At 75.3% G+C, this 24,532-nt stretch carries 22 protein-coding genes and 2 pseudogenes; 10 read left to right on the top strand and 14 right to left on the bottom strand.

Features of this window, described 5'->3' with window-relative positions:
* Nucleotides 1-1,251 (top strand): hypothetical protein, encoded by a 1,251-nt coding sequence (locus ACFWEK_RS02165; RefSeq protein WP_430552934.1) that lies wholly within the window; start codon nt 1-3, stop codon nt 1,249-1,251.
* Nucleotides 1,252-1,282: 31 nt separating this feature from the next.
* Here ACFWEK_RS02165 and valS read toward each other — a convergent pair whose 3' ends face one another.
* The gene (valS, locus tag ACFWEK_RS02160) at nt 1,283-4,069 is read right to left on the bottom strand and encodes a valine--tRNA ligase (protein ID WP_430552933.1); all 2,787 of its coding nucleotides are present in this window, start codon (nt 4,067-4,069) and stop codon (nt 1,283-1,285) included.
* Nucleotides 4,070-4,172: 103 nt separating this feature from the next.
* On the opposite strand from valS, the gene ACFWEK_RS02155 reads away from it, so the two are divergent.
* From ACFWEK_RS02155 to ACFWEK_RS02140, 4 genes are all read left to right on the top strand, one after another.
* Nucleotides 4,173-5,141: a GNAT family N-acetyltransferase gene (locus ACFWEK_RS02155; RefSeq protein WP_430552932.1), complete on the top strand. Its 969-nt coding sequence runs from the start codon at nt 4,173-4,175 to the stop codon at nt 5,139-5,141.
* A gap of 68 nt (nt 5,142-5,209) precedes the next feature.
* On the top strand, nt 5,210-6,220 hold the full coding sequence (locus tag ACFWEK_RS02150; protein ID WP_430547165.1) for a TIGR03557 family F420-dependent LLM class oxidoreductase: 1,011 nt from the start codon (nt 5,210-5,212) through the stop codon (nt 6,218-6,220).
* Nucleotides 6,217-7,032, top strand: coding sequence for a coenzyme F420-0:L-glutamate ligase (gene cofE, locus ACFWEK_RS02145; protein WP_430552931.1), 816 nt, complete (start codon nt 6,217-6,219; stop codon nt 7,030-7,032). The genes ACFWEK_RS02150 and cofE overlap by 4 nt, the downstream gene beginning before the upstream one ends.
* 88 nt (nt 7,033-7,120) lie before the next feature.
* Nucleotides 7,121-7,525, top strand: a complete 405-nt coding sequence (locus ACFWEK_RS02140) for a hypothetical protein (protein WP_430547163.1) — start codon at nt 7,121-7,123, stop codon at nt 7,523-7,525.
* Between the two features lie 29 nt (nt 7,526-7,554).
* Here the strand turns inward: ACFWEK_RS02140 and ACFWEK_RS02135 are convergent, their stop codons facing one another.
* Nucleotides 7,555-7,920, bottom strand: a complete 366-nt coding sequence (locus tag ACFWEK_RS02135) for a VOC family protein (protein WP_430547162.1) — start codon at nt 7,918-7,920, stop codon at nt 7,555-7,557.
* 179 nt (nt 7,921-8,099) lie between these two features.
* On the opposite strand from ACFWEK_RS02135, the gene ACFWEK_RS02130 reads away from it, so the two are divergent.
* Nucleotides 8,100-8,984, top strand: coding sequence for an SGNH/GDSL hydrolase family protein (locus ACFWEK_RS02130; protein WP_430552930.1), 885 nt, complete (start codon nt 8,100-8,102; stop codon nt 8,982-8,984).
* On the opposite strand, the gene ACFWEK_RS02125 is transcribed toward ACFWEK_RS02130, so the two are convergent.
* The 4 genes and pseudogenes from ACFWEK_RS02125 to ACFWEK_RS02110 all read right to left on the bottom strand — a co-directional run bounded on the left by ACFWEK_RS02125 (nt 8,978) and on the right by ACFWEK_RS02110 (nt 13,297).
* On the bottom strand, nt 8,978-9,445 hold the full coding sequence (locus ACFWEK_RS02125; RefSeq protein WP_430552939.1) for a YbaK/EbsC family protein: 468 nt from the start codon (nt 9,443-9,445) through the stop codon (nt 8,978-8,980). The genes ACFWEK_RS02130 and ACFWEK_RS02125 overlap by 7 nt on opposite strands.
* Nucleotides 9,446-9,649: 204 nt before the next feature.
* Nucleotides 9,650-10,651, bottom strand: a pseudogene (locus ACFWEK_RS02120) (AI-2E family transporter); the annotation flags it as partial.
* A gap of 62 nt (nt 10,652-10,713) precedes the next feature.
* Nucleotides 10,714-11,901, bottom strand: coding sequence for a magnesium/cobalt transporter CorA (gene corA / locus ACFWEK_RS02115; protein WP_430552929.1), 1,188 nt, complete (start codon nt 11,899-11,901; stop codon nt 10,714-10,716).
* Nucleotides 11,902-12,253: 352 nt separating this feature from the next.
* Complete coding sequence (locus tag ACFWEK_RS02110) at nt 12,254-13,297, bottom strand: alcohol dehydrogenase catalytic domain-containing protein (protein ID WP_430547159.1); 1,044 nt, start codon at nt 13,295-13,297, stop codon at nt 12,254-12,256.
* Between the two features lie 117 nt (nt 13,298-13,414).
* Between ACFWEK_RS02110 and ACFWEK_RS02105 the strand changes: the two genes are divergently transcribed.
* Nucleotides 13,415-15,733, top strand: a complete 2,319-nt coding sequence (locus ACFWEK_RS02105; RefSeq protein WP_430552928.1) for a M28 family peptidase — start codon at nt 13,415-13,417, stop codon at nt 15,731-15,733.
* Between the two features lie 6 nt (nt 15,734-15,739).
* On the opposite strand, the gene ACFWEK_RS02100 is transcribed toward ACFWEK_RS02105, so the two are convergent.
* The 4 genes from ACFWEK_RS02100 to ACFWEK_RS02085 all read right to left on the bottom strand — a co-directional run bounded on the left by ACFWEK_RS02100 (nt 15,740) and on the right by ACFWEK_RS02085 (nt 19,413).
* Complete coding sequence (locus tag ACFWEK_RS02100) at nt 15,740-16,135, bottom strand: MmcQ/YjbR family DNA-binding protein (RefSeq protein WP_430547157.1); 396 nt, start codon at nt 16,133-16,135, stop codon at nt 15,740-15,742.
* Between the two features lie 91 nt (nt 16,136-16,226).
* On the bottom strand, nt 16,227-17,075 hold the full coding sequence (locus ACFWEK_RS02095) for a hypothetical protein (protein WP_430552927.1): 849 nt from the start codon (nt 17,073-17,075) through the stop codon (nt 16,227-16,229).
* Nucleotides 17,072-18,373: a glycosyltransferase gene (locus tag ACFWEK_RS02090; protein WP_430552926.1), complete on the bottom strand. Its 1,302-nt coding sequence runs from the start codon at nt 18,371-18,373 to the stop codon at nt 17,072-17,074. Before ACFWEK_RS02090 ends, ACFWEK_RS02095 begins: the two co-directional genes overlap by 4 nt.
* Nucleotides 18,374-18,459: 86 nt before the next feature.
* Nucleotides 18,460-19,413 (bottom strand): FAD-dependent oxidoreductase, encoded by a 954-nt coding sequence (locus ACFWEK_RS02085; protein ID WP_430552925.1) that lies wholly within the window; start codon nt 19,411-19,413, stop codon nt 18,460-18,462.
* Between the two features lie 56 nt (nt 19,414-19,469).
* On the opposite strand from ACFWEK_RS02085, the gene ACFWEK_RS02080 reads away from it, so the two are divergent.
* From ACFWEK_RS02080 to ACFWEK_RS02070, 3 genes are all read left to right on the top strand, one after another.
* Complete coding sequence (locus ACFWEK_RS02080; protein ID WP_430547153.1) at nt 19,470-19,946, top strand: MerR family transcriptional regulator; 477 nt, start codon at nt 19,470-19,472, stop codon at nt 19,944-19,946.
* Complete coding sequence (locus tag ACFWEK_RS02075) at nt 19,943-21,076, top strand: P1 family peptidase (RefSeq protein WP_430552924.1); 1,134 nt, start codon at nt 19,943-19,945, stop codon at nt 21,074-21,076. Before ACFWEK_RS02080 ends, ACFWEK_RS02075 begins: the two co-directional genes overlap by 4 nt.
* Before the next feature lie 95 nt (nt 21,077-21,171).
* The gene (locus ACFWEK_RS02070) at nt 21,172-22,188 is read left to right on the top strand and encodes a ScyD/ScyE family protein (RefSeq protein WP_430552923.1); all 1,017 of its coding nucleotides are present in this window, start codon (nt 21,172-21,174) and stop codon (nt 22,186-22,188) included.
* A gap of 35 nt (nt 22,189-22,223) precedes the next feature.
* On the opposite strand, the gene ACFWEK_RS02065 is transcribed toward ACFWEK_RS02070, so the two are convergent.
* The 4 genes and pseudogenes from ACFWEK_RS02065 to ACFWEK_RS02050 form a co-directional block, all read right to left on the bottom strand.
* The gene (locus tag ACFWEK_RS02065; protein WP_430547150.1) at nt 22,224-22,922 is read right to left on the bottom strand and encodes a DUF6766 family protein; all 699 of its coding nucleotides are present in this window, start codon (nt 22,920-22,922) and stop codon (nt 22,224-22,226) included.
* Between the two features lie 85 nt (nt 22,923-23,007).
* Nucleotides 23,008-23,442: a hypothetical protein gene (locus ACFWEK_RS02060; protein WP_430552922.1), complete on the bottom strand. Its 435-nt coding sequence runs from the start codon at nt 23,440-23,442 to the stop codon at nt 23,008-23,010.
* Nucleotides 23,443-23,491: 49 nt separating this feature from the next.
* Nucleotides 23,492-24,088, bottom strand: a complete 597-nt coding sequence (locus ACFWEK_RS02055; protein ID WP_430547148.1) for an HhH-GPD-type base excision DNA repair protein — start codon at nt 24,086-24,088, stop codon at nt 23,492-23,494.
* Nucleotides 24,089-24,137: 49 nt separating this feature from the next.
* Nucleotides 24,138-24,532: pseudogene (locus tag ACFWEK_RS02050) on the bottom strand (NAD(+)--rifampin ADP-ribosyltransferase); the annotation flags it as partial.

Raw genomic sequence — 24,532 nt, 5'->3', positions numbered from 1 at the left:
ATGAAGATCGACTGGCTCAAGCCCCTCGTCGGACGCCCCGGACCGTTCGCGACCGTCTACCTGGACGCGACGCCCTCGGCCGAGGCGGGCGACAGGGACGTCGCGAACCGGTGGCGGGCGGTGCGACGTTCCTTGGAACGGCAGGGCGCGCCCGCGAGCGTGCTGGACGCGCTCGAGGCCGCCGTCCTGCGACCCACACGGACGGCGGGCGCCCATGGCCGGGTGCTCATCGCCTCCGACGCCGGGGTCGCGGTGGACCGCGTGCTGCGCAACCCGCCCGCGGTCGCGACCGGCGCGTGGCTGCCCGTGCCGGTGCTGCTGCAGGCGGCGCAGGCGGCGGACGAGGCGGTCGACGCCCTGTGCGTCGCCGTCGACCGGAGCGGTGCGGACTTCTGGCCGTGCGATGCGGGCGGCCGGCCCGGCGGTGCGCGGGAGACGTTCGAGGGACCGAACGACGAGGTCAGCAAGACCTCCAGCACCGGGACGAAGCGCGCCATCATCGAGTCGCGTGCCGAGGACTCCTGGAAGCGCAACGCGGCGGCCGTGGCGGCCGAGATCGACCGGCGCGTGACGGAGGGGAACCCGGAGGTGGTGCTGCTCACCGGCGACGTGCGCGCGGTGAACCTGGTGCGGGCGGAGCTCGGGCAGGAGGCCTCCCGACGGACGGTGGAGGTCGCGGGCGGTGGGCGCGGGCCGGGTGTCCGCGCGGACACGTTCGAGGCCGGCGTCGAGGACGCCCTCGACTCCTACCGGGAGCGCCGGCGCGAGGTGGTCCTGGCGGAGTACCGCCAGGACCAGGGGCGCGAGGAGGGGGCCGTGTCGTCGATCGACGACGTCGTCGCCGTCCTGGCGCGCGGCCAGGTCAAGGCCCTGGTGCTCGCCGAGCAGATCGCGCTCGACTCGACGTCCGCCCTGGCGGCCTCCGCCGGCGGGGCCGGGGGAGCGGGCGGCGCCGACGGCCTGCTCGGGGGACGCACGCTGTGGATCGGGCCGGACCCGATGCACATCGCGACGTCCCGGGCGGACCTGGCGGACCTCGGCGTCTCGGACGGCCTCGAGGAGCTGCCGGCGACGTCGGCCCTGCTGCGCGCGGCGATCGGCCAGGACGCCGCGCTGACGTTCGCGCCCGAGGGCTCCGTGGAGCTCATGGACGGCGTCGGCGCGACCCTGCGGTGGCACGACGACGGGACGCCGAAGGAGGTCGCCGCCACCATGAGCGGCGACGGCGACCGCTTCACCACGCCGAGGTAGTACGGCACATCTCGTACTACCTCGGCGTAGGTCAGGCCTTCGGCTTGCGGGCCGGGGGCTCGCCCAGCTCGGACGCGGTGACGACGATGCCGCCCTGCACGTCCGGGTTGCCCTGCCCCGCGGCCGTCTCGACGACGTCGAGGTCGCCCGTGGCGCGGCCGGCGCCGCGCACGTCGTCGAGGGCCGACCGGACGCCGTCGAGCAGCGTGGCCGGGACGGCCATGGTGGCGCTGAGGATCGGCGTGCGCATGGAGACCTTGGCCTCCGACTTGATCTTGCGCAGCGCCGCGAGCGCGTGCCCGGCGGCCGTGAGCTGCACGGGGTCGGCGTCGCCGGCCGCCGCGCGCAGCGGCGCGGACGCCGGCCAGGCGGCGTGGTGCACCGAGCCGGCACGCCACCACGACCAGACCTCCTCCGTGGCGAACGGCAGGAACGGGGCCAGCAGCCGCAGCAGCGTGTCGACGGCGAGGGCGAGGGCCGTGCGTGCCGACACCGTCTCGGCCGTCACCTCGGTGGCCGCGGCGCCCGCGCCGTATGCGCGGTCCTTGACCAGCTCGAGGTAGTCGTCGCAGAAGGTCCAGAAGTACGTCTCCGTGGCCTCGAGCGCGCGCGTGTGGTCGTACGCCTCGAACGCGGCGGTGGCCTGCTCGACGACGTCCGCCAGCCCGGCGAGCATCGCGCGGTCCAGGGGGACGGTGACGCGGGACGGGTCCAGCACGATCTCGCCGGCGCCGGTCTCGGGGTCGACGCCGAAGGTCAGCGCGAACTTCGAGGCGTTGAGCACCTTGATCGCGAGGCGGCGGCCGATCTTCATCTGGCCGACCTCGAACGCGGCGTCGGTGCCGAGGCGCGCGGCCGCGGCCCAGTAGCGGACGGCGTCCGCGCCGTGCTCCTCCAGGAGCGCCATCGGCGTGACGACGTTGCCCTTGGACTTGGACATCTTCTTGCGGTCCGGGTCGAGGATCCAGCCGCTGATCGCCGCGTGCTTCCACGGCAGCACCCCGCACTCCAGGTGCGAGCGCACCACCGAGGAGAAGAGCCAGGTGCGGATGATGTCCTGGCCCTGCGGCCGCAGGTCCATCGGGTACACGCGGGAGAAGAGGTCGGCGTCGCGCTCCCAGCCGGACACGATGAGCGGCGACAGGGACGACGTCGCCCAGGTGTCCATGACGTCGGCGTCGCCGACGAAGCCGCCCGCCGCCCCGCGCTGCGACTCGTCGTAACCGGCCGGGGCCTGCGACGTCGGGTCGACGGGCAGCTCCGCCTCCGTCGGCACGATCGGGTGGTCGTGGTCGACGTCGCCGTTCGCGTCCACGGGGTACCAGAGCGGCACCGCCACGCCGAAGAAGCGCTGGCGCGAGATGAGCCAGTCGCCGTTGAGCCCGTTCACCCAGTTCTCGTAGCGCACGCGCATGAAGTCGGGGTGGAAGTCGAGCTCCTTGCCGCGGGCCAGCAGCTCCGCCTTGAGGTCGCGCTTCTCCCAGTCGCGCCCGCCGTTGCGGATGTACCACTGGCGGGAGGTGACGATCTCGAGGGGCTTGTCGCCCTTCTCGTAGAAGTTCGTCATGCGCTGGGTGGCGCTGGGCTCGCCGTCGAGGTCGCCGCTGGCGCGCAGCGCGTCGACGACGGCCTTGCGGGCGCTGAACGTCGTCCTGCCGGCGAGCTCCTCGGCGTACAGGGCCTCGCCGGGGCCTCCCGCGACCCACTCGGGCGTCTCGCGGGAGAGGCGGCCGTCGCGCTGGATGACCGAGCGCGTGGCGAGCTGCAGCTCGCGCCACCACTGCACGTCGGTGAGGTCGCCGAAGGTGCAGCACATGGCGATGCCGGCGCCCTTGTCCATCGCGGCGGCCGGGTGCGCGAGCACCGGCACCTCGACGCCGAACAGGGGCGAGGTCACGGTGGTGCCGAACAGGCCCTGGTACCGCTCGTCGTCGGGGTGGGCGATGAGCGCCACCGCGGCCGGGATGAGCTCCGGGCGCGTGGTCTCGATGTACAGCGGGCTGCCGTCGGGCCGGTGGAACGCGACCCGGTGGTAGAACCCGGGGTACTCGCGCGCCTCGAGCTCGGCCTGCGCGACGGCGGTCTGGAACGTCACGTCCCACAGGCCCGGCGCCTCGGCCTGGTACGCCTCGCCGCGGGCGAGGTTGCGCAGGAAGGCGCGCTGCGACGCGGCCCGGGAGGTGGCGTCGATCGTCTGGTAGTTCTGGGCCCAGTCCACGGACAGCCCGAGGCGGCGCCACAGCTCCTCGAACTGGCGCTCGTCGTCGGCGGTGAGCCGCTCGCACAGCTCGATGAAGTTGCGGCGGCTGACCGGCACCTGGTCGCCGGGCTTGACGTTCTTGCCGTCGGTGCCCTGGTGCGGGGGCTCGAACCCCTCGACGTACGGCAGCGACGGGTCGCAGCGCACGCCGTAGTAGTTCTGCACGCGGCGCTCGGTGGGCAGGCCGTTGTCGTCCCAGCCCATCGGGTAGAAGACCTTCTTGCCGCGCATCCGCTGGAAGCGGGCGACCGTGTCCGTGTGCGTGTAGCTGAACACGTGGCCCACGTGCAGCGAGCCGGAGACCGTGGGCGGCGGGGTGTCGATCGAGTACACCTGCTCGCGCGTGGCGGTGCGGTCGAAGGCGTACGTGCCCTCGGCCGACCAGCGCTCGTCGAAGCGCTGCTCCAGGCCCTCCAGGCTGACCTTGTCCGGTACCTCCCGGACCACCGCGCGCACGACGTCGCCGGCTACCTGAGCAACGGAGTTGCCGGCGGGCGGGGTCGCTGCGGGGGTCTGCGCGGGCGCGGTCGGCGCCTCGGAGGTCGGGAAGTCGCTCATGGTCGCTCATTCTCCCAGATCCGAGCGGCCTGCTGGCCACGGCCGTCTCGATCGGCGGACGGCGCCGGAGCGTCGGCCGAATCCTCTGACTAGAGTCAGAGGTATGACGGGATCGACGGGCGGGGCGACGGCGGGGACCGGCGGGCAGGTCGAGCGGCAGGTCGACGTCGTGCGGCGGTTCAACCGCAGCTACACGCAGCGCGTCGGCGCGCTCGAGGACTCGTTCCTGGGCACCGGGATGCCGCTGGGCACCGCCCGCCTCCTGTTCGAGATCGGCACCGAGCCGGGCACGACCCGGGACCTGCGCGCCCGGCTCGGCCTGGACTCCGGCTACCTCAGCCGCCTGCTCCGCCGCCTGGAGTCCGACGGGCTCGTCGCCGTCGTCCCCGACGCCGACGACCGGCGGCGGCGCCGCGTCGACCTCACCGCCGCGGGCCGGCGTGCCTGGGACGACCTGGAGCGCCGGTCGGTGGACCGGGCCCGCGACCTCGTCGCGCCGCTCACCGCTCGGCAGCGTGCCCGCCTCGCCGCCGCCCTGGCGGAGGCCGACCTGCTGGTGCGGGCCGCGACGGTGACGCTCGAGCGCGTGGACCCGGCGTCCGACCTCGCCCGGCGGGCCGTCGCGGCCTACGTGGCCGAGCTCGACGAGCGGTTCCCCGGCGGGTTCGACCCCGGCCCTCGGCCCGCGGCGGGAGAGCCGGACGCCGAGGACGCGCGCCTCGCGCCGCCGTCGGGCGCGTTCGTCGTCGCGACGAGCGACGGCGAGCCCGTCGCGTGCGGCGGCGTGCGGACGCTGTCGGACGGCGACGGCGACGGCGGCGCGGCCGGGGGCGTGGGGGAGATCAAGCGGATGTGGGTGCACCCCGGCTGGCGGGGCGCCGGGCTCGGCTCCCGGCTGCTGCGGCACCTCGAGGGCGTCAGCCGCGACCTCGGCCACCGGGAGGTACGGCTCGACACGAACGGGACGCTCACCGAGGCGGTCGCGATGTACGAGCGGGCCGGGTACCGGCGCATCGCCCGGTACAACGACAACCCGTACGCCGAGCACTTCTTCGCCAAGCGGCTGGGCTGAGCGGCTGGGCTGAGCGGCTGGGCCCGGTACCACGTACCTGGTCGTCGGCCGGGGATAGGGTCGGAACCATGGCTGCGAACCCCGACCTGACCATCGGCTATGCCGCGATGCTCGAGCAGTTCCACCCCACCGACGTCGTCGAGTACTCGGCCTACGCGGAGGAGCACGGCTTCTCCGGCGTCATGGCCGCCGACCACTTCCAGCCGTGGGTGCCGCAGCAGGGCGAGGCGGCCTTCGTGTGGAACGTGCTGACGGCGCTCGGCGAGCGCACCCGCGGCGACCTGGGCCCCGGCGTCACCGCGCCGACCTTCCGCTGGCACCCCGCGATGGTCGCGCAGGCGTCGGCCACGCTCGCCGCGATGTACCCCGGCCGGCACTGGCTCGGCCTGGGGTCCGGCGAGGCGCTCAACGAGCACGTGGTGGCCGGCTACTGGCCCGAGGCCCCCGAGCGGATCAACCGCATGTTCGAGGCCATCGACATCATCAAGAAGCTCTTCGCCTCCGGCATCGACGGCAAGGACGTCAAGCACTCCGGGCAGTACTACAAGATGGAGTCCACGCGGCTGTGGACCATGCCCGAGGTGCCGCCGGAGATCCTCGTCGCCACCGCCGGCCCGATCACGGCCAAGCGCGCCGGCAAGCACGCCGACGGACTCATCACCGTCGGGGCGCCGCTGGAGAAGATCGAGATGCTGTTCGGCAAGTTCGACGACGGCGTGCGCGAGTCCGGTCGTGACCCGCAGGGGATGCCCAAGGTGCTGCAGGTGCACATGTCGTGGGCCGCGACCGACGAGGAGGCGCTCGCGAACGCGATGACCGAGTGGCCCAACGGCGGCATGAAGTTCCCCAAGGCCGACATCCGCTCGCCGCACGACTTCGCCCAGATGGCCAAGCTGGTGCGCCCGGAGGACTTCGAGGGCCGCATGGTCATCAGCGCCGACCCGGACGAGCACCGCGCGGCCATCCAGAAGTACGTCGACCTCGGCTTCGACCGGATCTACCTGCACAACGTAGGGCGCAACCAGAAGGAGTGGATCGAGGTCTTCGGCCGCGAGGTGCTCCCGAAGCTGGCGCGGTGAGCGCTCGGCTCACCGTCTGGGCGCCCGGCGGGTTCCCGGAGGTGCGGCCCGGCGACGACCTGGCGCGGCTGGTGGGCGACGCCCTGGCCGCCGACGGTGCAGCGTCGGGGGACCCGGTCGCCGAGGGTGACGTCGTCGTCGTGACCTCCAAGATCGTCTCGAAGGCCGAGGGGCGGGTGGTGCGCGCCGCCGACCGTGAGCAGGCGATCACCGACGAGACCGTGCGCGTGGTCGCGACCCGCGCGCGGCCCGACGGACAGCCGCCCCTGCGCATCGTCGAGAACCGGTTGGGCCTGGTGATGGCCGCCGCCGGCGTCGACGCCTCCAACACCCCCGACGGCACGGTGCTGCTGCTGCCCGAGGACCCGGACGCCTCGGCGCGCGCGCTGCGGGCCGCCCTGCGCGCGCGGCTCGGGCTGGACCGGCTCGGCGTCGTCGTCACCGACACCGCCGGGAGGACGTGGCGCGACGGTCTCACCGACATCGCGATCGGCGCCGCCGGCGTGGACGTCGTCGACGACCTGCGCGGCGGGGTCGACGCGCACGGGCGCCCGCTGTCGGTCACGGTGACCGCCGTCGCCGACGAGGTCGCCGCCGCGTCCGAGCTGGTGCGCGGCAAGGCCGAGGGTCGACCCGTCGCGGTGGTGCGCGGTCTCGCGCGGCACGTCCGCGCGGGGGAGGGCCCGGAGGCCGACGGCCCCGGTGCCCGCTCGCTGGTGCGCCCCAGCGCCGACGACCTGTTCCGCGAGGGCAGCGCCGAGGCCTACGCGCGCGGGCTCGCCGACGGGGCCCGCACCGACCCCGCGAGGTAGTACGCAACCCCGCGAGGTAGTACCGGACCGGCGAGGTGGGCCGGGATTCCGCTCGCCCGGGGACGTCGGTGTCGCCTACGGTGCCGACATGCCTGCGCCCGAGACCTCCCTGCCCGCGGACTGGATCGAGCACCGCCGCCCCGACGACCGTGAGGCGCTGGGCTGGCTGCGCCCCGAGGGTGACGGCTGGGTGGCGGTGTCGCTGCTCGGCCGCGACGTGAGCGGGCCGCTCGACTGGACCGACGCGGAGGAGGCCCTCGAGTCAACCGGGCTGTCGTGGATGGCCGACGTCTGGACGCTCGAGCGCGACGGCGGCGAGCCGCTGCGCGTGAAGCTCGTCGAGGTCACGCCTGCCCACGTGGTCGTGCAGACCGACGACTTCGGCGCGATCGACGTCGCCGTCGAGCGCTTCGAGCTGCCGTGGCCGGCCCCGGCGGCGCTGCGCCCCCGGCGCGAGGGCGACCCCGACGGGCGGGTGCTCTTCGCCCGCTGAGGCGCTCCGGGAGGCCGGCCCATGGCGGCTCAGCCGGCGTCGGTCGTGCCCTCGTAGAGGCCGATCCGGTTGCCGTCCGGGTCCTCCAGCACGGCCCACCAGCTGGTGGGGCTGATCTCGGACTTCTCCATGAGCACCGTGCCGCCCAGGTCGCGCGCCCGGGCGAGCGCCTCGTCGATGGAGTCGACCTCGACGTAGCTGCGCGGCTGGTCGAACCCGTCGCCGCGCGGCGCCAGCCCGCCCCCGCTGATCTGGTTGGGCGCCCGCCACATGGGGTAGTCCTCGAACCCGGGCGGGGCTTCGATCTGCCAGCCGAACAGGCCGGAGTAGAAGCCCTTGGCGCGCTCCTTGTCCGTCACCGGGATGTCGATGTGCGTGATGTCGCCGTGAGCCATCGTCGTGCTCCTCGCTCGTCGTGCGGTGTGTCACCACGCTAGCCGGGGGCCGGCGCCCGGCAGGGCGGGTGCCGGGGGCAAGGATCCTCGGCGCGCCGCCTGGTAGACGCCGTCGCACGTCGTGATACTCGGTCTCGGCGTTCACCGTCGAACGCCTGCGGACACACAAGGGAGTTGTCATGCACCTCGCACGTCGCGCTCGCCGTACCGCCCTCGCCGCGGCCTCCGCCGCCGTCGGCATCGTCGCCACGGCCGGCCTCGTCGCCACCGCCGCGCCCGCCGGGGCGGCGCAGGACCCGCTACGGTACGTCGCCCTCGGCGACTCGTACTCCGCCGGGTCGGGCATCCTGCCGCCTGATCCCGACGCCACGCTCGCCTGCCTGCGCACGACCCTGAACTACCCGCACTTCGTCGCGGACCGGCTGGGCGCGGACCTCGTCGACGTCACCTGCGGCGCCGCGCAGACAGCGGACCTCACCGAGCGCCAGTACCCCCGCGTCGCGCCGCAGCTCGACGCCGTCACCGAGGACGCCGACCTGGTCACGCTCACCATCGGCGGCAACGACAACAGCACGTTCATCGGCGCGCTGCTGGCCTGCGGCTCCGCCGGCGCCGTCACGGGCGGGCGCGGCAACCCGTGCGAGCGCACCTACGGCGACCGGTTCACGAGCCAGGTCGAGGAGTCCACGTACCCGGCCGTCCGGAAGGCGCTCGAGGACATCATGGCCCGGGCCCCGCACGCCGAGGTCGCGATCCTCGGCTACCCGTGGATCGTGCCCGAGGAGAAGGGGTGCTTCGCGAAGCTTCCCGTCGCGGCCGGCGACGTGCCCTACCTGCGCGACCTGCAGGCCACGCTCAACGGCGTCATCGAGCGGGCCGCCGACGAGACGGGGGCGACGTTCGTCGACCTCGCGGAGCGCAGCGAGGGCCGCGACGCCTGCGCCCCGGCCGGGGAGCGCTGGGTGGAGCCGCTGCTGTTCGGCACGAACGTGGTGCCGGTGCACCCGAACGCGCGCGGCGAGAGCGCGATGGCGGACGCGGCCCTGGACGCGCTGGGCTACTGACCGTCCGGGGCGGCCGGGGACCCCTCCGCGGGCGGCACGACCGGTGTCGGCGTGCCGCCCGTGATCCGCACCAGCTCGTCGTAGGACGTGGGGAACACGGTCTTCGCGTGCCCCGCCGCGGCCCACACGACGTCGTGGACGCGCAGGTCGACGTCGACCAGCGTGCGCACCGGCGCAGGATGGCCCACGGGCGCGACGCCGCCGATCACCTGCCCGGTGGCGTCGCGCACCGTCTCCTTGCTCGCGCGCGCCAGGCGGCCGCCGAGCCGGGCACCGAGGAACGCGGTGTCGACGCGGTGCGCACCACTGGTCATGACGAGCACGGGCTCGTCGTCGAGCGTGAAGAGCAGCGAGTTCGCGATCGCGCCGACCGGGACGCCGAGCGCCTCGGCGGCGAGCGCCGCCGTGGTGGCGTGGTCGTCGAGCCAGCGGATCTCGCCGCGGGCCCCGGCCGCGTCCAGCGAGGCGCGGACGCGGTCGACGGCGGGGTGGGACGGCGCGGCGTCCGGATCCGCCGCGACGGCGGTGACCGTGGTCGTCGTGGTCGCCCCGGCCGGCACGGCCGGGCCGGCCGCGTCGGGGCGCTCGTCGTCGGGCGTGACGTCGTCCCCGGAGAGCCAGCGGAGCCACACGGTGCGCGAGTCGCCCTCGAGGACGAGCGCGCGCACCAGCAGGGTGAGCGGGATGGCGAGGATCGCGCCGAGCGGGCCGATGACGAACGTCCAGAAGACGACGGACATGAAGCTCAGCGTGAGGCTGAGGCTCACGGCGTCCGAGACGAACTTCGGCTGCACCAGCACCTGCAGCACCACGTTGACGACGCAGTAGACCGCCGCCACCGCCAGGGCCAGGGGCCAGCCGCCGACGACGAACGCCATGACGAGCGGCGGGACCAGGCCCAGCACGAACCCGATGTTCGGGATGAAGTTGGTGACGAACGCGAGGATCGCCCACACCACGGGGGCGGGGACGCCGAGCAGCGCGAGCGCGAAGCCGTCGACGATCGCGACGATGGCGCCGAACGTCGCGTTGACGACGAAGTAACGGCGCACCCCGGTGCTGAACCGCGTCGCGCGGCCGATCTGCTCCGCGTGCGTGGCGCCGAAGACGCGGGACGCGGTCGAGTACCGGGCGGCGTCGGCGGCCATGAAGATGGAGTACGCGAGCACGAAGAAGAACGCCGTCGCGATCGACAGGACCATGCCGCTCACGCTGCCCGCGAGGGACAGCAGGCGAGAGGGCTCCAGGAACGACGTCGCCGCGTCCGTGACCTGCGTGTCGAGGCCGAGCTCGGCCAGCTGCGCGGCGATCTGGCTCACCGACTGCTCGAGGTCGCGGAAGTACTCGGTCACCAAGTCGGCGAACTGGAAGCCGGCGAAGACGAGCATCGCGAGCAGGGCCGCGAGGATGAGGTACGCGACGACGATCACGGCCGTGGTCGCCGCCCAGCGCGGCCAGCCCCGGGCCTCCAACGGGCGGCGCACCGGGTGGCAGATGATGACGATCACCGCGGCGAGGAACACGGGCGACAGGACGTCCCGCGCCCAGTACATGCCCGCGAGGACCAGCACGGCAGCGCCGAGGGCCAGCAGGGTGCGGGTCGCGGGGTTGAGTCCGCCGGGGCCGGTGGTCGGGCTGCCGGGCGCAGTGGTCGCGGTCGAGGTCACCCCGCGACCCTAGCGACCGCGACCGGCGACGGCGCGCGCGACCCAGCCGTCGCCGGTCCCGTTCAGATCCAGCGCTTCCACCGGAAGACGGCGAACCGCGCGACGCTCACGCTGAGCATGGCCACCAGCGCGGCCGGGTACCCCCAGGCCCAGTGCAGCTCGGGCATGTCGTCGAAGTTCATCCCGTAGACGGTCCCGACCAGGGTGGGGGCGAAGAGGATGGCCGCCCAGCCGGAGATCTTCTTGACCTCCTCGCCCTGGCGGATGCTCACCTCGGTGAGGTGCGTCATCTCCTCGTTCTGCCGCTGGGCCACGAGGGTGGCGTTGACGGTGAGGATGTCGCGCAGGGCGGCGCGGAACGACTCGACGCGGTCCGCGACCTCGGTGAGGTGGTCGGCGACGTCGCGCAGGTACGCCTGCATCTCCTCGGTGACGCCGTACTTCTCCGCGCCCTTGGCGAGCGAGCCGCACACGCGCTGCAGGGGGCGCACCGCGCGCTGGAACTCGACCACCTCGCGCGAGAGCTCGTAGATGCGCCGGGACACGGCCGCGTCGCCTCCGAACACCTCGGACTCGATCTCGTCGATGTCACCGTCGAGGCCGGACACGACCGGCGCGTAGTCGTCGACGACGCGGTCCACGATCGCGTACAGCACCGACTCCGGCCCGCGGGCCAGCATGGCCGGGTGCGCCTCGAGGTGGGTGCGCACGCCCGACAGGTCGGGGCACGCGCCGTGCCGCACCGTGACGACGAAGTCGGGGCCCACGAAGACGTGCAGCTCGGAGAACTCCACCTCCTCCGCGTGGTCGAGGTACCGCGCGGCGTGCAGGACGACGAACAGCGTGTCGCCGTAGCGCTCGATCTTGGGCCGCTGGTGCGCGACGATCGCGTCCTCGACGGCCAGCGGGTGCAGGTCGAACTCGCGCGCCAGCTGGGCGAGCTCGTTCTCGTCCGGCCGCTCGAGACCGATCCACGCCATGCCGCCGGGGTGGGCGCGCAGCTCGCGGAACGTGTCGGCGAGCCGCGTGAAGCTCGCGACCCGGCGGCCGTCGGCGTCGTACAGGGCGGACTCGACGATCGACGAGCGGCCGGGCACGTCGCGGCGCGCCGTGGCTGCGTCGGGGCGGGCACTGCCGAGGTGGCCGCCGGCGCCGGAGGCCGGGGTGGCGCGGCGCGGGCGCAGCGCGCCGAGCAGGGGACGGGTGCGGGCCGTGCGGGCGGCGGACGCGCGGGCAGAGGTGACGGACATGGCGGACTCCGAGCGTGCAGAGGCGTGCAGGGACGAGGACGTCGGTCCCGCGACTGCGGCTGGGGGCGCCCCGGACGTCGGGGCACTCGGAGGATCGGCGGCGCAGGGTCGGGAGCGCGTGCGCCGCGGCCGCCCGGCACGGCCGGGCGGGGAGCCGTCAGTCGCGGCTCGGACTACTGGGAGGCTCGCTACGGGTCATGTGGCGCGCACCTCCCTCGTCGTCCTGCGGCGGTCGCCGCTGCTGCTCAGGCCGTCGGCCAGCATAGCCCCGGCCGGGCGGCCGGGCCACGACCGGGAGGCGCCCGGCGGGGTGATCTCCGCGACGTGCGGGGCGTGGCCGTCCGGCGTCCGGTCAGCGCCGCGGGTCGACGACGACCATCCCGTCGCGCGGGGTGTCCGCGAGGCCGGGGAGGAGCCGCGCGCCCTCGTCCAGGCCGACGACGCGGTCGACGAGGTCGGCGGGGCGCAGCGTGCCGTCGGCGACTCGCGCCAGCATCTCCGGGTAGTCGGCGGCGGCCATCCCGTGGCTGCCGAGCACGTCCAGCTCCCAGCCGATCACGCGGGACATCGGCACGCGGGGGTGGCCGTCGACGGGCGGCAGCAGGCCGACCTGCACGTGCCGCCCGCGACGGCGCAGGCTGCCGATCGCGGCGGCGCAGGTGCGCTCGCTGCCGACGGCGTCGACGCTCACGTGGCAGCCGCCGGTGAGGTCCTGCACCACGGCGGCGACGTCGACGTCCTCGTCGGCGCGGACCGTGTGCGCGGCCCCGGCCCGGCGGGCGGCCTCGAGCGCGCCGTCGTGCCGGTCGACGGCCACCACCTGCGCACCGAGCGCGGCGGCGACCATGACGGCGCTGAGGCCCACGCCGCCCGCCCCGACCACGACCACCCGCTCGTCCGGGCGCACGCGGGCCCGGCCCGCGACGGCGCGGTACGCGGTGGCGAACCGGCACCCGAGGCTCGCGGCGGTGGCGTCGTCCACGTCGTCCGGCAGGGCGACGAGGTTGGTGTCGGCGGCGTGCAGCACGACGAGCTCCGCGAACGACCCGGCGTGCGTGAACCCCGGCTGGGTCTGGTCGGGGCAGACCTGCGCCTGCCCGGAGCGGCACCAGCCGCAGCGCCCGCAGCCGCACACGAACGGCGACGTCACGCGGTCGCCCACGCTCCAGCGCGTGACGCCGGCGCCCACCGCCGCGACGACCCCGGCGAGCTCGTGGCCCGGCACGTGGGGGAGGGAGGTGATGTCGGTGTCGTGGCCTGCCCACGCGTGCCAGTCGCTCAGGCACAGGCCGCTCGCGTGGACGCGCACCACGACGCCGCCGGGCGGCGCCGCGGGGTCGGGCACCTCGCGGACCGTGACGGGGCCGCCGAACCGGTCGAACGTCATCGCGCGCACGGGGCGATCCAACCACCGATCCACCAGGCGGTCGGACCGCCGTCCAGGCGGCGGTCCACCTGAGACGGCGCGTATCACGATTGGGACACGGCGCGCGGGCGCCGCTAGCGTGCCCGGGTGACCCAGACCCGGTCGCGGGCGACGTCGCTCGCGTGCTCCCTGTTCCTGCTCGTCCTGGCTGCGCTCGCCGTCTGGTCGGTGCTGCCGCCGTCCCCGCGGTCGGCGGACGCCGCCGCGGACGAGTTCAGCGCCGGGCGCGCGTTCGCGACCGTCGAGGCGGTCGGCGGGGAGGTGCACCCGCACGGCACGGCCGCCGCGGCCGCCGTCCGGGACACGATCGTGGCGGACCTCGAGGAGCTCGGGCTGGACCCGGAGGTGACCGACGGCGTCGGCATGTCCGGGCGCCTGGGCGACCAGAGCCGCGTCGCGGCCACGAAGAACGTCGTCGCCACGATCCCGGGGACCGACTCGACGGGACCGGTCTTCCTCGTCGCGCACTACGACTCCGCCGAGGTGTCGCACGGCGCCAACGACGACGGCGCCGGCGTCGCGACGCTCCTGGAGACGGCCCGCGCGCTCGGGGAGGGCGAGCCGCTGCGCAACGACCTCGTCCTCGTGTTCACCGACGCGGAGGAGGCGTGCCTGTGCGGCGCGGAGGCGTTCGCGCACGCGGACCCCCGCGCCGCGGACGGGGGAGTCGTGGTCAATGTCGAGGCCCGCGGCTCGTCGGGGCCGGCGATCATGTTCGAGACCTCGGACGGCAACGCGGCCCTCGTCGACGCGTACTCCCACGTGCCGTACCCCGTGGGCAGCTCGATGGCGGTCGAGGTCTACCGGATCCTGCCGAACGACACCGACTTCTCGCCGTTCCTCGACGACCCGGAGGGGCGCTTCACCGGGCTCAACTCGGCGTACATCGACGGCTCCGCCACCTACCACGCGCCGCAGGACACGCCCGAGCGGATGTCGACGGCGAGCCTGCAGCACCACGGCGCCAACATGCTGGCGCTGGCGCGCGAGCTCGGGAACGCCGACGCGGCGACGCTCGCCACGCCGTCGGCCGACGACGCCACCTACTTCCCGCTGCCGGGCGGGGTCCTCGCGCGCTACCCGGGCCGGCTGGCGTGGCCGCTCGCCGTCGCGGCCGTGCTCGCGGTCGGCGCGCTCGCCGTGGTCCTCGCCCGCCGGCGCGAGGTGCGGGGCGAGCGGACCACCCCCGGCACCCTGGCCCTGGGCTTCGCGTCCGCGCTGCTCCCGCTCGCGGGCGCCGTCGTCGGGTCGATCGCCCTGTGGTGGGTCATGGGCCTGGTGCGGCCCGGGTACGCCGAGATGCTCGACCCGTGGCGGCCGTGGGGCTTCCGCGTCGCCCTGCTCGGCATCGTCGCGACGGTGTGGACCGCCTGGTTCCTCGGGCTGCGCCGGTCGCTCGGCGGGGCGGCGCTCGCCGTCGGGGCGCTCGGCTGGCTCGCCGTCCTCGGCGTCGTGCTCGCCGCCGTCACGCCCGGCGGCTCCTACCTCGCCGCGCTGCCGGCGCTCGCGGGCGCCGTGGCCTGGCTGCTCACGCTGCGGGTGGCGCGCGGCGTCGTGGGCCGCCGGGTGGTCGTGACCCTGGGTGCGGCCGTGGGCGTCGTGCTGCTGGTGCCGATCGTCCTGCTGTTCTTCCCGGCGCTGGGCCTCGCGACGGGCGCCGCGCCCGCGGTCGTCGCCGCGCTGCTCGCGCTGGCGCTCACCCCCGTCCTCGCGGTGCTGTGGCCCCGCGCTCGGCGCCGCGCGCTCGGGCTGGTGGGCGGGTGTGCGGCGGTGGGCGTCGTCGCGCTCGTCGTCGGCTTCGTCGTCGACCCGTTCGACGCCGAGCACCCCGAGCCGACCCGGCTCGCGTACGCGCTGGACGCCGACACGGGCTCGGCGCACTGGGTCTCCGACGAGGGCACCCCGAGCGACTGGACCGCGCAGTTCGTGGGCACCGAGACCGACCTGTCTGAGCCGTTCCCGATGTTCGACGGCGAGGTGCACGCCGGCGACGCCGAGGCGGCCGACCTGCCCGCCCCCGTCGTGGACGTCGAGGACGCCGAACCCGCGGGGGACGCGCGCGTCCTCACGCTGCGCGTGACCCCGGGCGAGGGGGCGCCGATCGGCACCGCCGGCGCCCTGCGCTACGTGCAGCTCAACGCCGCCGGAGTGGAGAGCGCCACGGTGGCGGGCCGCGAGGTCCCGGTCGACGGCGGCGCCCTCGACACCCGCTTCTACGCCCCGGGCGACGACGGCTTCGAGGTGACGCTCACCATGCCGGCGGGGCAGCCGCTGGACCTGCGGGTCGTGGCCGCCGGCGGCGGGCTGGAGGGCCTGCCCGGGTTCGTCGAGCGGCCCGCCGACGTCGGCGTGGCCGGGTCGCACACCTCCGAGCTGGTGCTGGTCGGGACGTCGGTCTCGCTCTGACCGCCGTCAGCCGGCGGCCGCCGTGCCGTCGCCGGGCGGCTCCGGCCGGTCGACGGTGTCAGCCAGCTGCCGCGGCGCCTGGAGGCAGTAGGAGTCGGTGAGCAGCTCGGCCATCTCGCCCCAGTCGGTGGCGTCGTCCAGGACGACGCCGACGACGTTGGCGCCCCAGCCGGCGCGGAAGTACGGGTGGCCGAGGTGCTCGAACGCCCGGACCTCCTGCGGCTCCGCCCGGAACGTCACGCGGAAGAGCTGGTCCTCGCCGCCGAAGACGTGCGCCACGGTGGCCTTGCGCACCCGCCACCGGACGCCGGTCCAGGCGTCCTCCTCAGCGCACTCCGGGAACTCGAGCAGCCCGCGCAGCCGTGCGACGAGCGCGAGCGGGACGTCGGGGCGGTCGGGCATGCCTCGAATCTCGCACGGCCCACCGACAGCGCCGGGTCGAGCCGTGCGAGGACCGGAGGCCGACGTCCGACGGGCGGGAGAGCGCCGGGGTTCAGCCCAGCCGGGCGCTGAGCACGAGCTCCTCGCCGACGTCGAGGCGCACGTCCGCGAGGCGGACCCCGGGCGGCAGCGCGGCGGCGAGGTCGACGCGGCGGTTCGCGGCCGCCTCGACACGGCCGCGGACGGCGCCGAGCATCGCGGCGACGAGCGGGTTGCCGCTGGAGATGCGCACGTCGCCGACGGTCAGCACCATCGCCGCGTCGACCGACGCCGACGCCGTGGCGGAGACGCCGGCGGACAGGAACCCCTTGCGGATCTTCGCCTCGATCCGGACGCCCGCCGCACGGGGGCCGTGGGAGTCGAGGTGCACGTCCAGGTCGCTCAGCGTGATGCCCTGGGACTGCAGCGAGACGGCGAGCAGGCCGTGCACGGTCGCGACCAGGCCGGCGCGGGAGACGGCGACGCGGGCGTGCCCGGTCACCGGGTGCGCGTCGTCGGGCTCGACCGACTCGAACCCGACCTGGCCGTCGGCGCCCTCGACCCACGTGAACCGCAGCCCCTGGGCCTCTGCGGTGACGTCCACGGGCAGGTCGACGGCGGTGAGCGGGTGGGCGTCGACGCGCAGCCGGCGCACGGTGCCGTCCTCGCGCGCGGTGATCGTGCCGGGCTGCCACACGGCGCCCGGCGCCTTCTGCTGCGCGCCGAACGCCACGCCGGAGAGGTCCGCGTCGAGCGACGCGACGTCCGCGCCGTCCAGCGTCGCGGTGAGGCGCGCCCGGTCCAGGCCGGTCACGCCCGCCCCGGCGGCGCTGGTCGCGAGGGCGCGGAGCCGGTCGGTGAGGTCCTCGCCGGTGGCGGGTCGCGGGGCAGGGCCGAGCGGCAGGGAGTGCGCTGAGGTCATGCGGCGAGCGTAGTCGGAGGCCGTGACGTCAGGTGCTCCTCGAGCAGGTCCGCCGCGGCTCGCGTCCCGCCGAGCCCGCGCAGCTCCGCGCCCAGGCGGGCGGCGGTCGCGCGGTAGCGGGGGTCGGTCGTGACGTCGCGGTACGCGGACGCGACCGCGGCCGGCCGGGGCGTGCCCGTACGGAGGTTGACGCCGGCGCCGTGCCAGCCGATCCGTGCGGCGATCTCCGGCTTGTCGAGGTCGCCCCCAGCGACGACGAGCGGGACGTCGTGCCGCAGGGCCTGGAGGACCCCGCCGTAGCCGCCGTTGGTGATCATCACGGACGTGAGCGGCAGGAGCGCGGGGTAGGGGACCATCGGCGCGACCCTGGCGTTCGCGGGCAGGGGGCCGGGGAGCGGCGCCGTGCGGTGCCCGAGCCCGACGACGACCAGGACGTCCTCGTCGGCCAGCGCCTCGAGGGCGGGCAGGACGAGGTCGGCGGGGTCCACGTTCTCCGTGCCCTGCGTCACGTGCACCACCGGGAGGTCCGACCGGAGGACGTCGTCCCACCAGTCCGGGAGGTGCCCCGGCCGTCCTGGGCGGCCGTCGTCGGTGAGGTCGCCGACGAACCGGACGGCCGCGGGGATGTCGTCGCGCGGGTAGTCCAGTCCCGGCGAGCCGGCCGTCACGACGAGGTGCGGAGAGTGCCAGGCGGCCTCGATCGTCGTGCGGTCGGGCGGGAGCCCCGCGCCCGACCGTGCGCGTCGGTACCGCCGGGTCAGGACGGCCGCGCCCGTCCGCACGGCGCGCCGCAGGACGACGTCGCGCGCCCGCCCGACGGGCCCGCGCGGCGGGGTGAGGCCGAGGCCCGCGGGCGGGACCTGCGCGCCGGGCGGCCAGTACGCGAGCGGGGAGACGGTGGCCCACCTGGAGCCGAGCCGCTCCGCGGCGAACCGGGTGCCCAGCGCCATGGGGTCGCCGGCGATCAGGTCCCACGGCTCGTCCTCGTACAGGGCCACGAGGTCGGCGGTCTGCGCGGCGGCGGTGCCGAGGAAGAGGTCCTCGACGTTGACCAGCATCTGCCGGAACCCCTTCGCGCCCCGCATGCGCGGGAAGGTCGTGGCGGGGTGCCTCTCGTCGAAGTCCGGCACCCGCTGCCACACGACCGGTCGGGCGCCCACCTCGGCGAACGACGCCGTGTGCCGGCGCCCCGTGTACGCGCGGACGTCGTGGCCGCGGCGCACGAGCTCCGCCGCGACCGTGCGCAGCGGCAGCGTGTGCCCGGCGAACGGCATCGCCGTCAGCATGATCGAGGCCACGGCTCCAGTGTCCGTCCGTGCCGCGCGGCCCGGGCGGTGCCGCCGCAACTTCATCCGTCCGCGCTACCCGCGCGTCGCCGTGCGCCTCAGCGCGGGGCGGCCAGCAGGTCGGCGTCGATGGACGCCGCGGCGAGCTGGCCGGCCGCCATCGCCGCGGTCACGGAGCTCACGGGCATGGGGAAGTCGGCGGTGTGGGCCAGGTCGCCGGCGGCGAGGACCCCCGGGAGGCTCGTGCGGGCCATCGCGTCGACGGCCACGCAGCCGGACTCGCGCAGCTCGAGGCCGAGCCGGGCGGCGAACGGCGCGGCCTGGTGCAGCGCCGGGGCGACCATGATCCCGCCGAGGTCCTCGGCATCGCCGTCCAGCACGGCCCGCGCGCCCGGGTGCCCGCCGGGGAGGGTCAGCGGCTCCAGGCGGAGCACCTTCTCGGGCCGGACGGCGACGCCACGGGCGTCGAGCGCCGCGCGGACCTGCGGGTCGACGTCCGCGCCGTCGGCGAGCACGACGACGCGGCTCGCGATCCGCCCCAGCAGCCCCGCGACCCGCGGCGCGTGCGGGCCGGCGCCCAGGATCGCCACGGGGGTGCCGGAGAACTCGTGGCCGTGGGAGTACGGGCAGTGCGCCGCGACCGTGCCGAACAGCTGCTGCAGCCCGGGTGTCGCGGGCAGCTCGTCGCGCACGCCGGTCGCCAGCAGCAGCCGGCGGCCCGCGACGTCGCCGGCGTCGGTCCGCACGACGAACCCGTCGGTCGGTAACGCGGGGTCGAGCGGAGCGACGTCGTGCGCGGCGGCACGGCGCAGCTCGACCGTGTCGTACGCGGCCAGCGTGCGGTGCGCGGTGGCGCGGAACTCGGCGGGGGCGGCGCCGTCGAACCCGAGCACGTTGTGCATCGCGTCGGTGGGGTCGTTGCGGTAGGTGCCGGAGTCGAGCACGACGACGTCGCGGTGGGTGCGGCCGAGCATCAGTGCGGCCGCGAGGCCGGCGGGCCCGGCGCCGACGATCACGGCGTCGTGCAGGTCGTGGCGGGTGGTGTCGCTCATGGCGTCTCCTTCGGGTCGGGTTGCGTGCTGACCCCAGGCTGTGACTTCATGTCAACATGAAGTCAAGCGCGACGACGGAACGGACCTGGAGCGTGGGCGAGCTGGCGGAGCGGTTCGGCCTGGAGACGCACGTGCTGCGGTACTGGGAGGACGTCGGCCTGCTCGCCCCGGCCCGCGACGGCGCGGGGCGGCGCCGCTACGGGTCGGACGACGTGGTGCGGGTGGCGACGATCCTCAGCTCCAAGGTCGCGGGCATGAGCCTCGAGCAGATCCAGGTGCTGCTCGACGCCGGGTCCACCGGGCGGGGCGCGCGCGACCGGCACGAGGTGCTCACCGCGCACCTGGCCGAGCTCGACCGGCGCCAGGAGGAGATCGACCGCTCCCGGCACATGACGGAGCACGCCCTGTCGTGCCAGGCGCACGACATCGCCACGTGCCCGCGGTTCCGCGAGCACGTGCAGGACCTCGTCGACGGCTCCCGCACCTGGCGCGACGTCCACCCGGCGCGCCTCGTCCCGGCGGGCCGGGCATGAGCGGCGCGCGGCCGGGCCCCCGCGAGCTCGGCGTCGTCGTCGGCGACCTGCCGACCGGGCCGGCGAACGCGATCACCGACGTCGTGGGCGTGCGGGTCGGGCACACGACGCTGCACGACGGCGAGCGCCTGCACACGGGCGTGACCGCCGTCGTCCCCGACGCGCTGGGCGCCGGGCCGGGGCAGCGGCGCGCGCTCCCGTGCGGGCTGTTCGTCGGCAACGGGTACGGCAAGCTCGTGGGCGCGACGCAGCTCGAGCAGCTCGGCGCTCTCGAGACACCGATCCTGCTCACCGCGACGCTCTCGGCGTTCCGCGCCGCCCACGCGCTCGTCACCCATGTGCTGGCGTGGCCCGGCTACGAGGACGTGCGCACCCTCAACCCCGTCGTCGGGGAGACGAACGACGGCTACCTGTCCGACATCCGCGCGCGGCCGATCACGGAGGCGCACGTGCTCGCCGCGCTCGACGGCGCGACGTCGGGCCCGGTGGAGCAGGGCTGCGTCGGCGCCGGGGCGGGGACCGCCGCGCTCGGCTACAAGGGCGGCGTCGGGACGTCGTCACGCCGGGTCGACGTCGCGGGGACCGTGCGCACCGTGGGCGTGCTGGTGCAGTCGAACTTCTCCGGCACGCTCACCGTCCGGGGGGTGCCGCTGCCTGCGGTGGATCTTCTCGGCACGGAGCCGATCTCTTCGGCTGCTCCCCCTGCCGAAGGGATCGACGTCGTGCCGAAGGGATCCGGCCTCGCGGAGGGCAACTCCTGCATGATCGTCGTGACGACGGACGCCCCCCTGGACGCCCGGCGGCTGGAGCGGGTGGCGCGCCGCGCGGTGTTCGCCATGGGCCGCGTGGGCTCCGACTTCGCGCACGGCAGCGGCGACTACGGCCTCGCGCTCACGACGGCGGACCCCGCCGACCCGCTCGTGCCCGACGACGCTCTCGACCCGCTGTTCGCCGCCACCACGGACGCCGTCGAGGAGGCGCTGCTCGCGTCGGTCTTCACGGCGACGACCGTCGTCGGCCACCGCGGGACCCGGCACGCGCTGCCGCACGACCGCGCGCTCGAACGGCTGCGCGCCGCCGGGTGGTCGCCGGGGCGAACGGCCCGTGACGGGGCGGGGCATCGGGCGTAGCGTCGAGGACGGCGAGGGGAGCGCCACGTCCCGACCCGGCCGCCGCGCCGAGCCCGACCGTCCGTGCAACGACGCACACCTCGGGAGGGGTCCCCATGCGCACCCCACGCATCATCGCCGTCCTGCTGTCCACCATGCTCGCCGCGACCACGGTCGCGACCGCCACCGCGACCCCGTCGCACCACGACCCTCACGCGCACCACCACGCCCATCACCACGCCCCTCACCACGCCGACCCGTCGCTCCTCACCGCCGGGCTGTCCGGCGGCGCAGGCTCGACGATCGGCCCCGACGGGGCCCTCTACGTCACCGAGCCGGTCTCCGGCGAGGTCTCCCGGGTCGACCGCCGCACCGGCGTCACCTCGACCGTCGTCTCGGGGCTGCCCGTGCAGCAGCCGGGGACACCCGGCGGCGCCCTCGACGTCGCGTTCCACGGCCGCACCGCCTACGTCCTCGTGTCGCTCGCGGACCCGCAGGTCTCGGGGCTGTACCGGGTCGGCCGGGACGGCGTCCCGCGCCCCGTCGCGGACCTCGGCGCCTGGTCGATCGCCCACCCGCCGAAGACCGACTACTTCGTGCCGTCCGGCCTGCAGTACGCCATGGAGCCGTACCGCAGGGGCTTCCTCGTCACCGACGGCCACCACAACCGCGTGCTGTACGTGACACCGGACGGCTCGATCACGCAGGTCCGCGCGTTCGGCAACGTCGTGCCGACCGGTCTGGAGACCGTCGGCCGGACCGTCCTGGTCGCCCAGGCGGGGCCGGTGCCGCACCTGCCGAGGGACGGCAAGGTCGTGGCCTTCACCCCGTGGCGACCGGGAACTCGTGAGGTCGCCTCCGGCGGGCGGCTGCTCGTCGACGTCGAGAGGGGCCGGGGTGGGCTGTACGCGCTCGCCCAGGGCCACTTCACCCCGGGCAACCCCGAGGGGTCGCCCGCCGACCCGGACACCGGCCAGGTGATGAAGGCCGGGCGGCACGGCGTCCTGCGAGCGGTGGCGACCGGCCTCGACCGGCCGACGTCGTTCGAGATCGTGGGGCGGACGGCCTACGTCGTCACCCTCGACGGGGAGGTGTGGACGGTGCCGCTCTCGCACGGGCACCACGGCCGCTGACAGCGCACTGCGGCGCGACCGCCGACGGGGACGGATCAGCCCTCGACGGCGGTCGCCTCGTGCGGGGTGCCGACGGGCTTCGACTCCGGGGAGCCGCGCTCGCGGAGGTAGATCGCGAAGACCACCATGCAGAGCACGGCGAGGAGCTCGGACTGCCAGTTCTGCAGCGTGCGGTCCCAGAAGTCCGGCAGGCCCAGATAGGCGGTCCAGGTGACCGGGTCGTGGCGGTCGCGCAGCTGCTCCTCGTTGTAGGCGACGACGCCCGCCGCGGACTGGGCGAGCCACGAGCCCAGGAAGATCGCCCCCATCACCAGGGTCAGCGAGTGCGAGTACACACGCAGACGCCAGCCGCTCGCGCGCGCCCAGGTCGGCGAGTCGGGCCGGGCGTGCCTCCCGACGAGCTGCTCCTCGTCCGTCTCCCGCCCCGCCTCGCCGACGTTCTTGGACTCGGGGGAGCCGCGCTGGACGAACCACACGGTCAAGCCGATGAACAGCAGGAACTGCAGGAACTCCGACTGCCAGTTCTCCGTGACGTCCACCCAGAAGACGGACGACGAGACGTACCCGGCGACGCCGAGCGGCTCGAGCCCCGCGGCGACCTGGTCGGCGTCGCGCTGCGCGGCCCCGACGAACGCCTGCCCGACCAGGACGAGGAGGAACATCAGGCCGAACGCGAGGCTGAGCGAGTTCTCCCGCAGCACCCGCGCGACCGGGCCGCCCGCGTCCCGGCTCACCGGTGCGCCCCGGCGAGCACGAACGCCGCGACCAGGCCGAGCACGATGAGCGCGACGGTCAGGGCGAAGACGACCTTGGGCGCGTTCACGACTCCACCTCGCAGTCGTACGGGCGCTCGCCGCGCGGGTCGCACCCGACGGCGGTCACCACCCACGTGTCGCCCGAGCGCGCCAGGAACACGGTGTCGGACGCCGTGAGCACCTGCGCCTGGCTGCCCGCGCGGTGCACCGCCTCGACGGTCGCGGCGGCGGCGCGCTCGCCGAGCACGCCGCCCGGACCCGCCGGGTCGAACAGGGCCTCCGGGCACGGCTCCTGCTCCTCCTCGGCCAGGTCCGCCGCCGCGCCGGCCAGCAGCAGGGAGCACGCGGCGTCGCCGTCGCCCTCGGCCACCGCGGCGTAGAAGCGGGTGACGACGTCCTGGGCGTCACCCGCGCCCGGCCCGGCGCACCCGGCGGCGGCCGCCGCGACGAGCGCGGCGACGGCCGGGGCACGCAGCCTCCGCCGTCGTCGGGTGTTCATGCAGGTGATGCTGCCCGGGGCGGCGCGGCTCGCAACCCCGACGCGGGTGTCAGGACTGCTTGGCCGCCTTCGCCGCCGCCTTCTGCGCCTTCTTGAAGGTCCGCACCTCGGCGAGCGACTCGGCGCTGGTGACGTCCGCGATGGAGCGGCGCGAGTCCTCGTCGCCGTAGTGCCCCGCCGCCTCCTGCCAGCCGGCCGGCCGGATCCCGCGCTGCTTGCCGAGCAGGGCGAGGAAGATCTTGGCCTTCTGCTCGCCGAAGCCTGGAAGCGCCCGCAGACGGGCCAGCACCTCGGCGCCGGTGGCGGGCCCTTCGGCGCCGGGCGTCGTCCAGAGCTTCGCGACGTCGCCGTCGTAGTCGTCCACGATCGCCCGCGCCAGCGCCTGCACGCGGCCGGCCATCGACCGCCCGTACCGGTGGATGGCGGGGGGAGTGGTGGCGAGGGTGACGAACTCGTCCGGGTCGGCGTCCGCCACGGCGTGCGGGTCGATGCTGCCCAGCCGGTCGCGGATCTTGCGCGGGCCCGCGAACGCGTGCTCCATCGGGTACTGCTGGTCGAGCAGCATGCCCACGAGCAGCGCGAACATGTCGTCGCTCAGCAGCGCGTCCGTCTCGGGGTCGCCGGTGATCCACAGCGGGGTGCTCATGCGGCCATCATGCCCGAGGGCGAGGGGCCAGGGCGCGCCGGGACGCGGCTCAGGGCATGCGCCGCAGGTCCGCGTCCAGGAGGGACATCAGCGCCGCGACGCGGCTGCGCCCGGTGGGCGCCGGCGGATAGCGTCGCAGGACGTCGACGAGCACCGGCGTCGCCCTCGCCCGCGCCTCCATGATCGCGCGCAGCCCGGCCTCCGGGTCGTCGCCCGCGCGGAGCTCGGTGATCCGCGCGGCGCTCGCGGCCGCCCGAAGGATGTGGCCCACCTGCGTCGCCCGCGCGATCGGGTGGAGGTAGGCGGAGGCCGCGGCGTCTCCGGCCGCACGGGCGGCGAGCCTGGCCGCCTCCGAGCCCGCCTGCTTCGCCGCCCGGTGCGCTTCGAGGGAGGTGACGCGCTGCAGGCGCGTGCGCGGCGCGCCCTCGACGAACTCCCATGCCG

Source organism: Isoptericola sp. NPDC060257, assembly GCF_042726645.1.
GTDB lineage: Bacteria > Actinomycetota > Actinomycetes > Actinomycetales > Cellulomonadaceae > Isoptericola > Isoptericola nanjingensis.
This window is presented reverse-complemented; position numbering and strand designations above follow the sequence as displayed.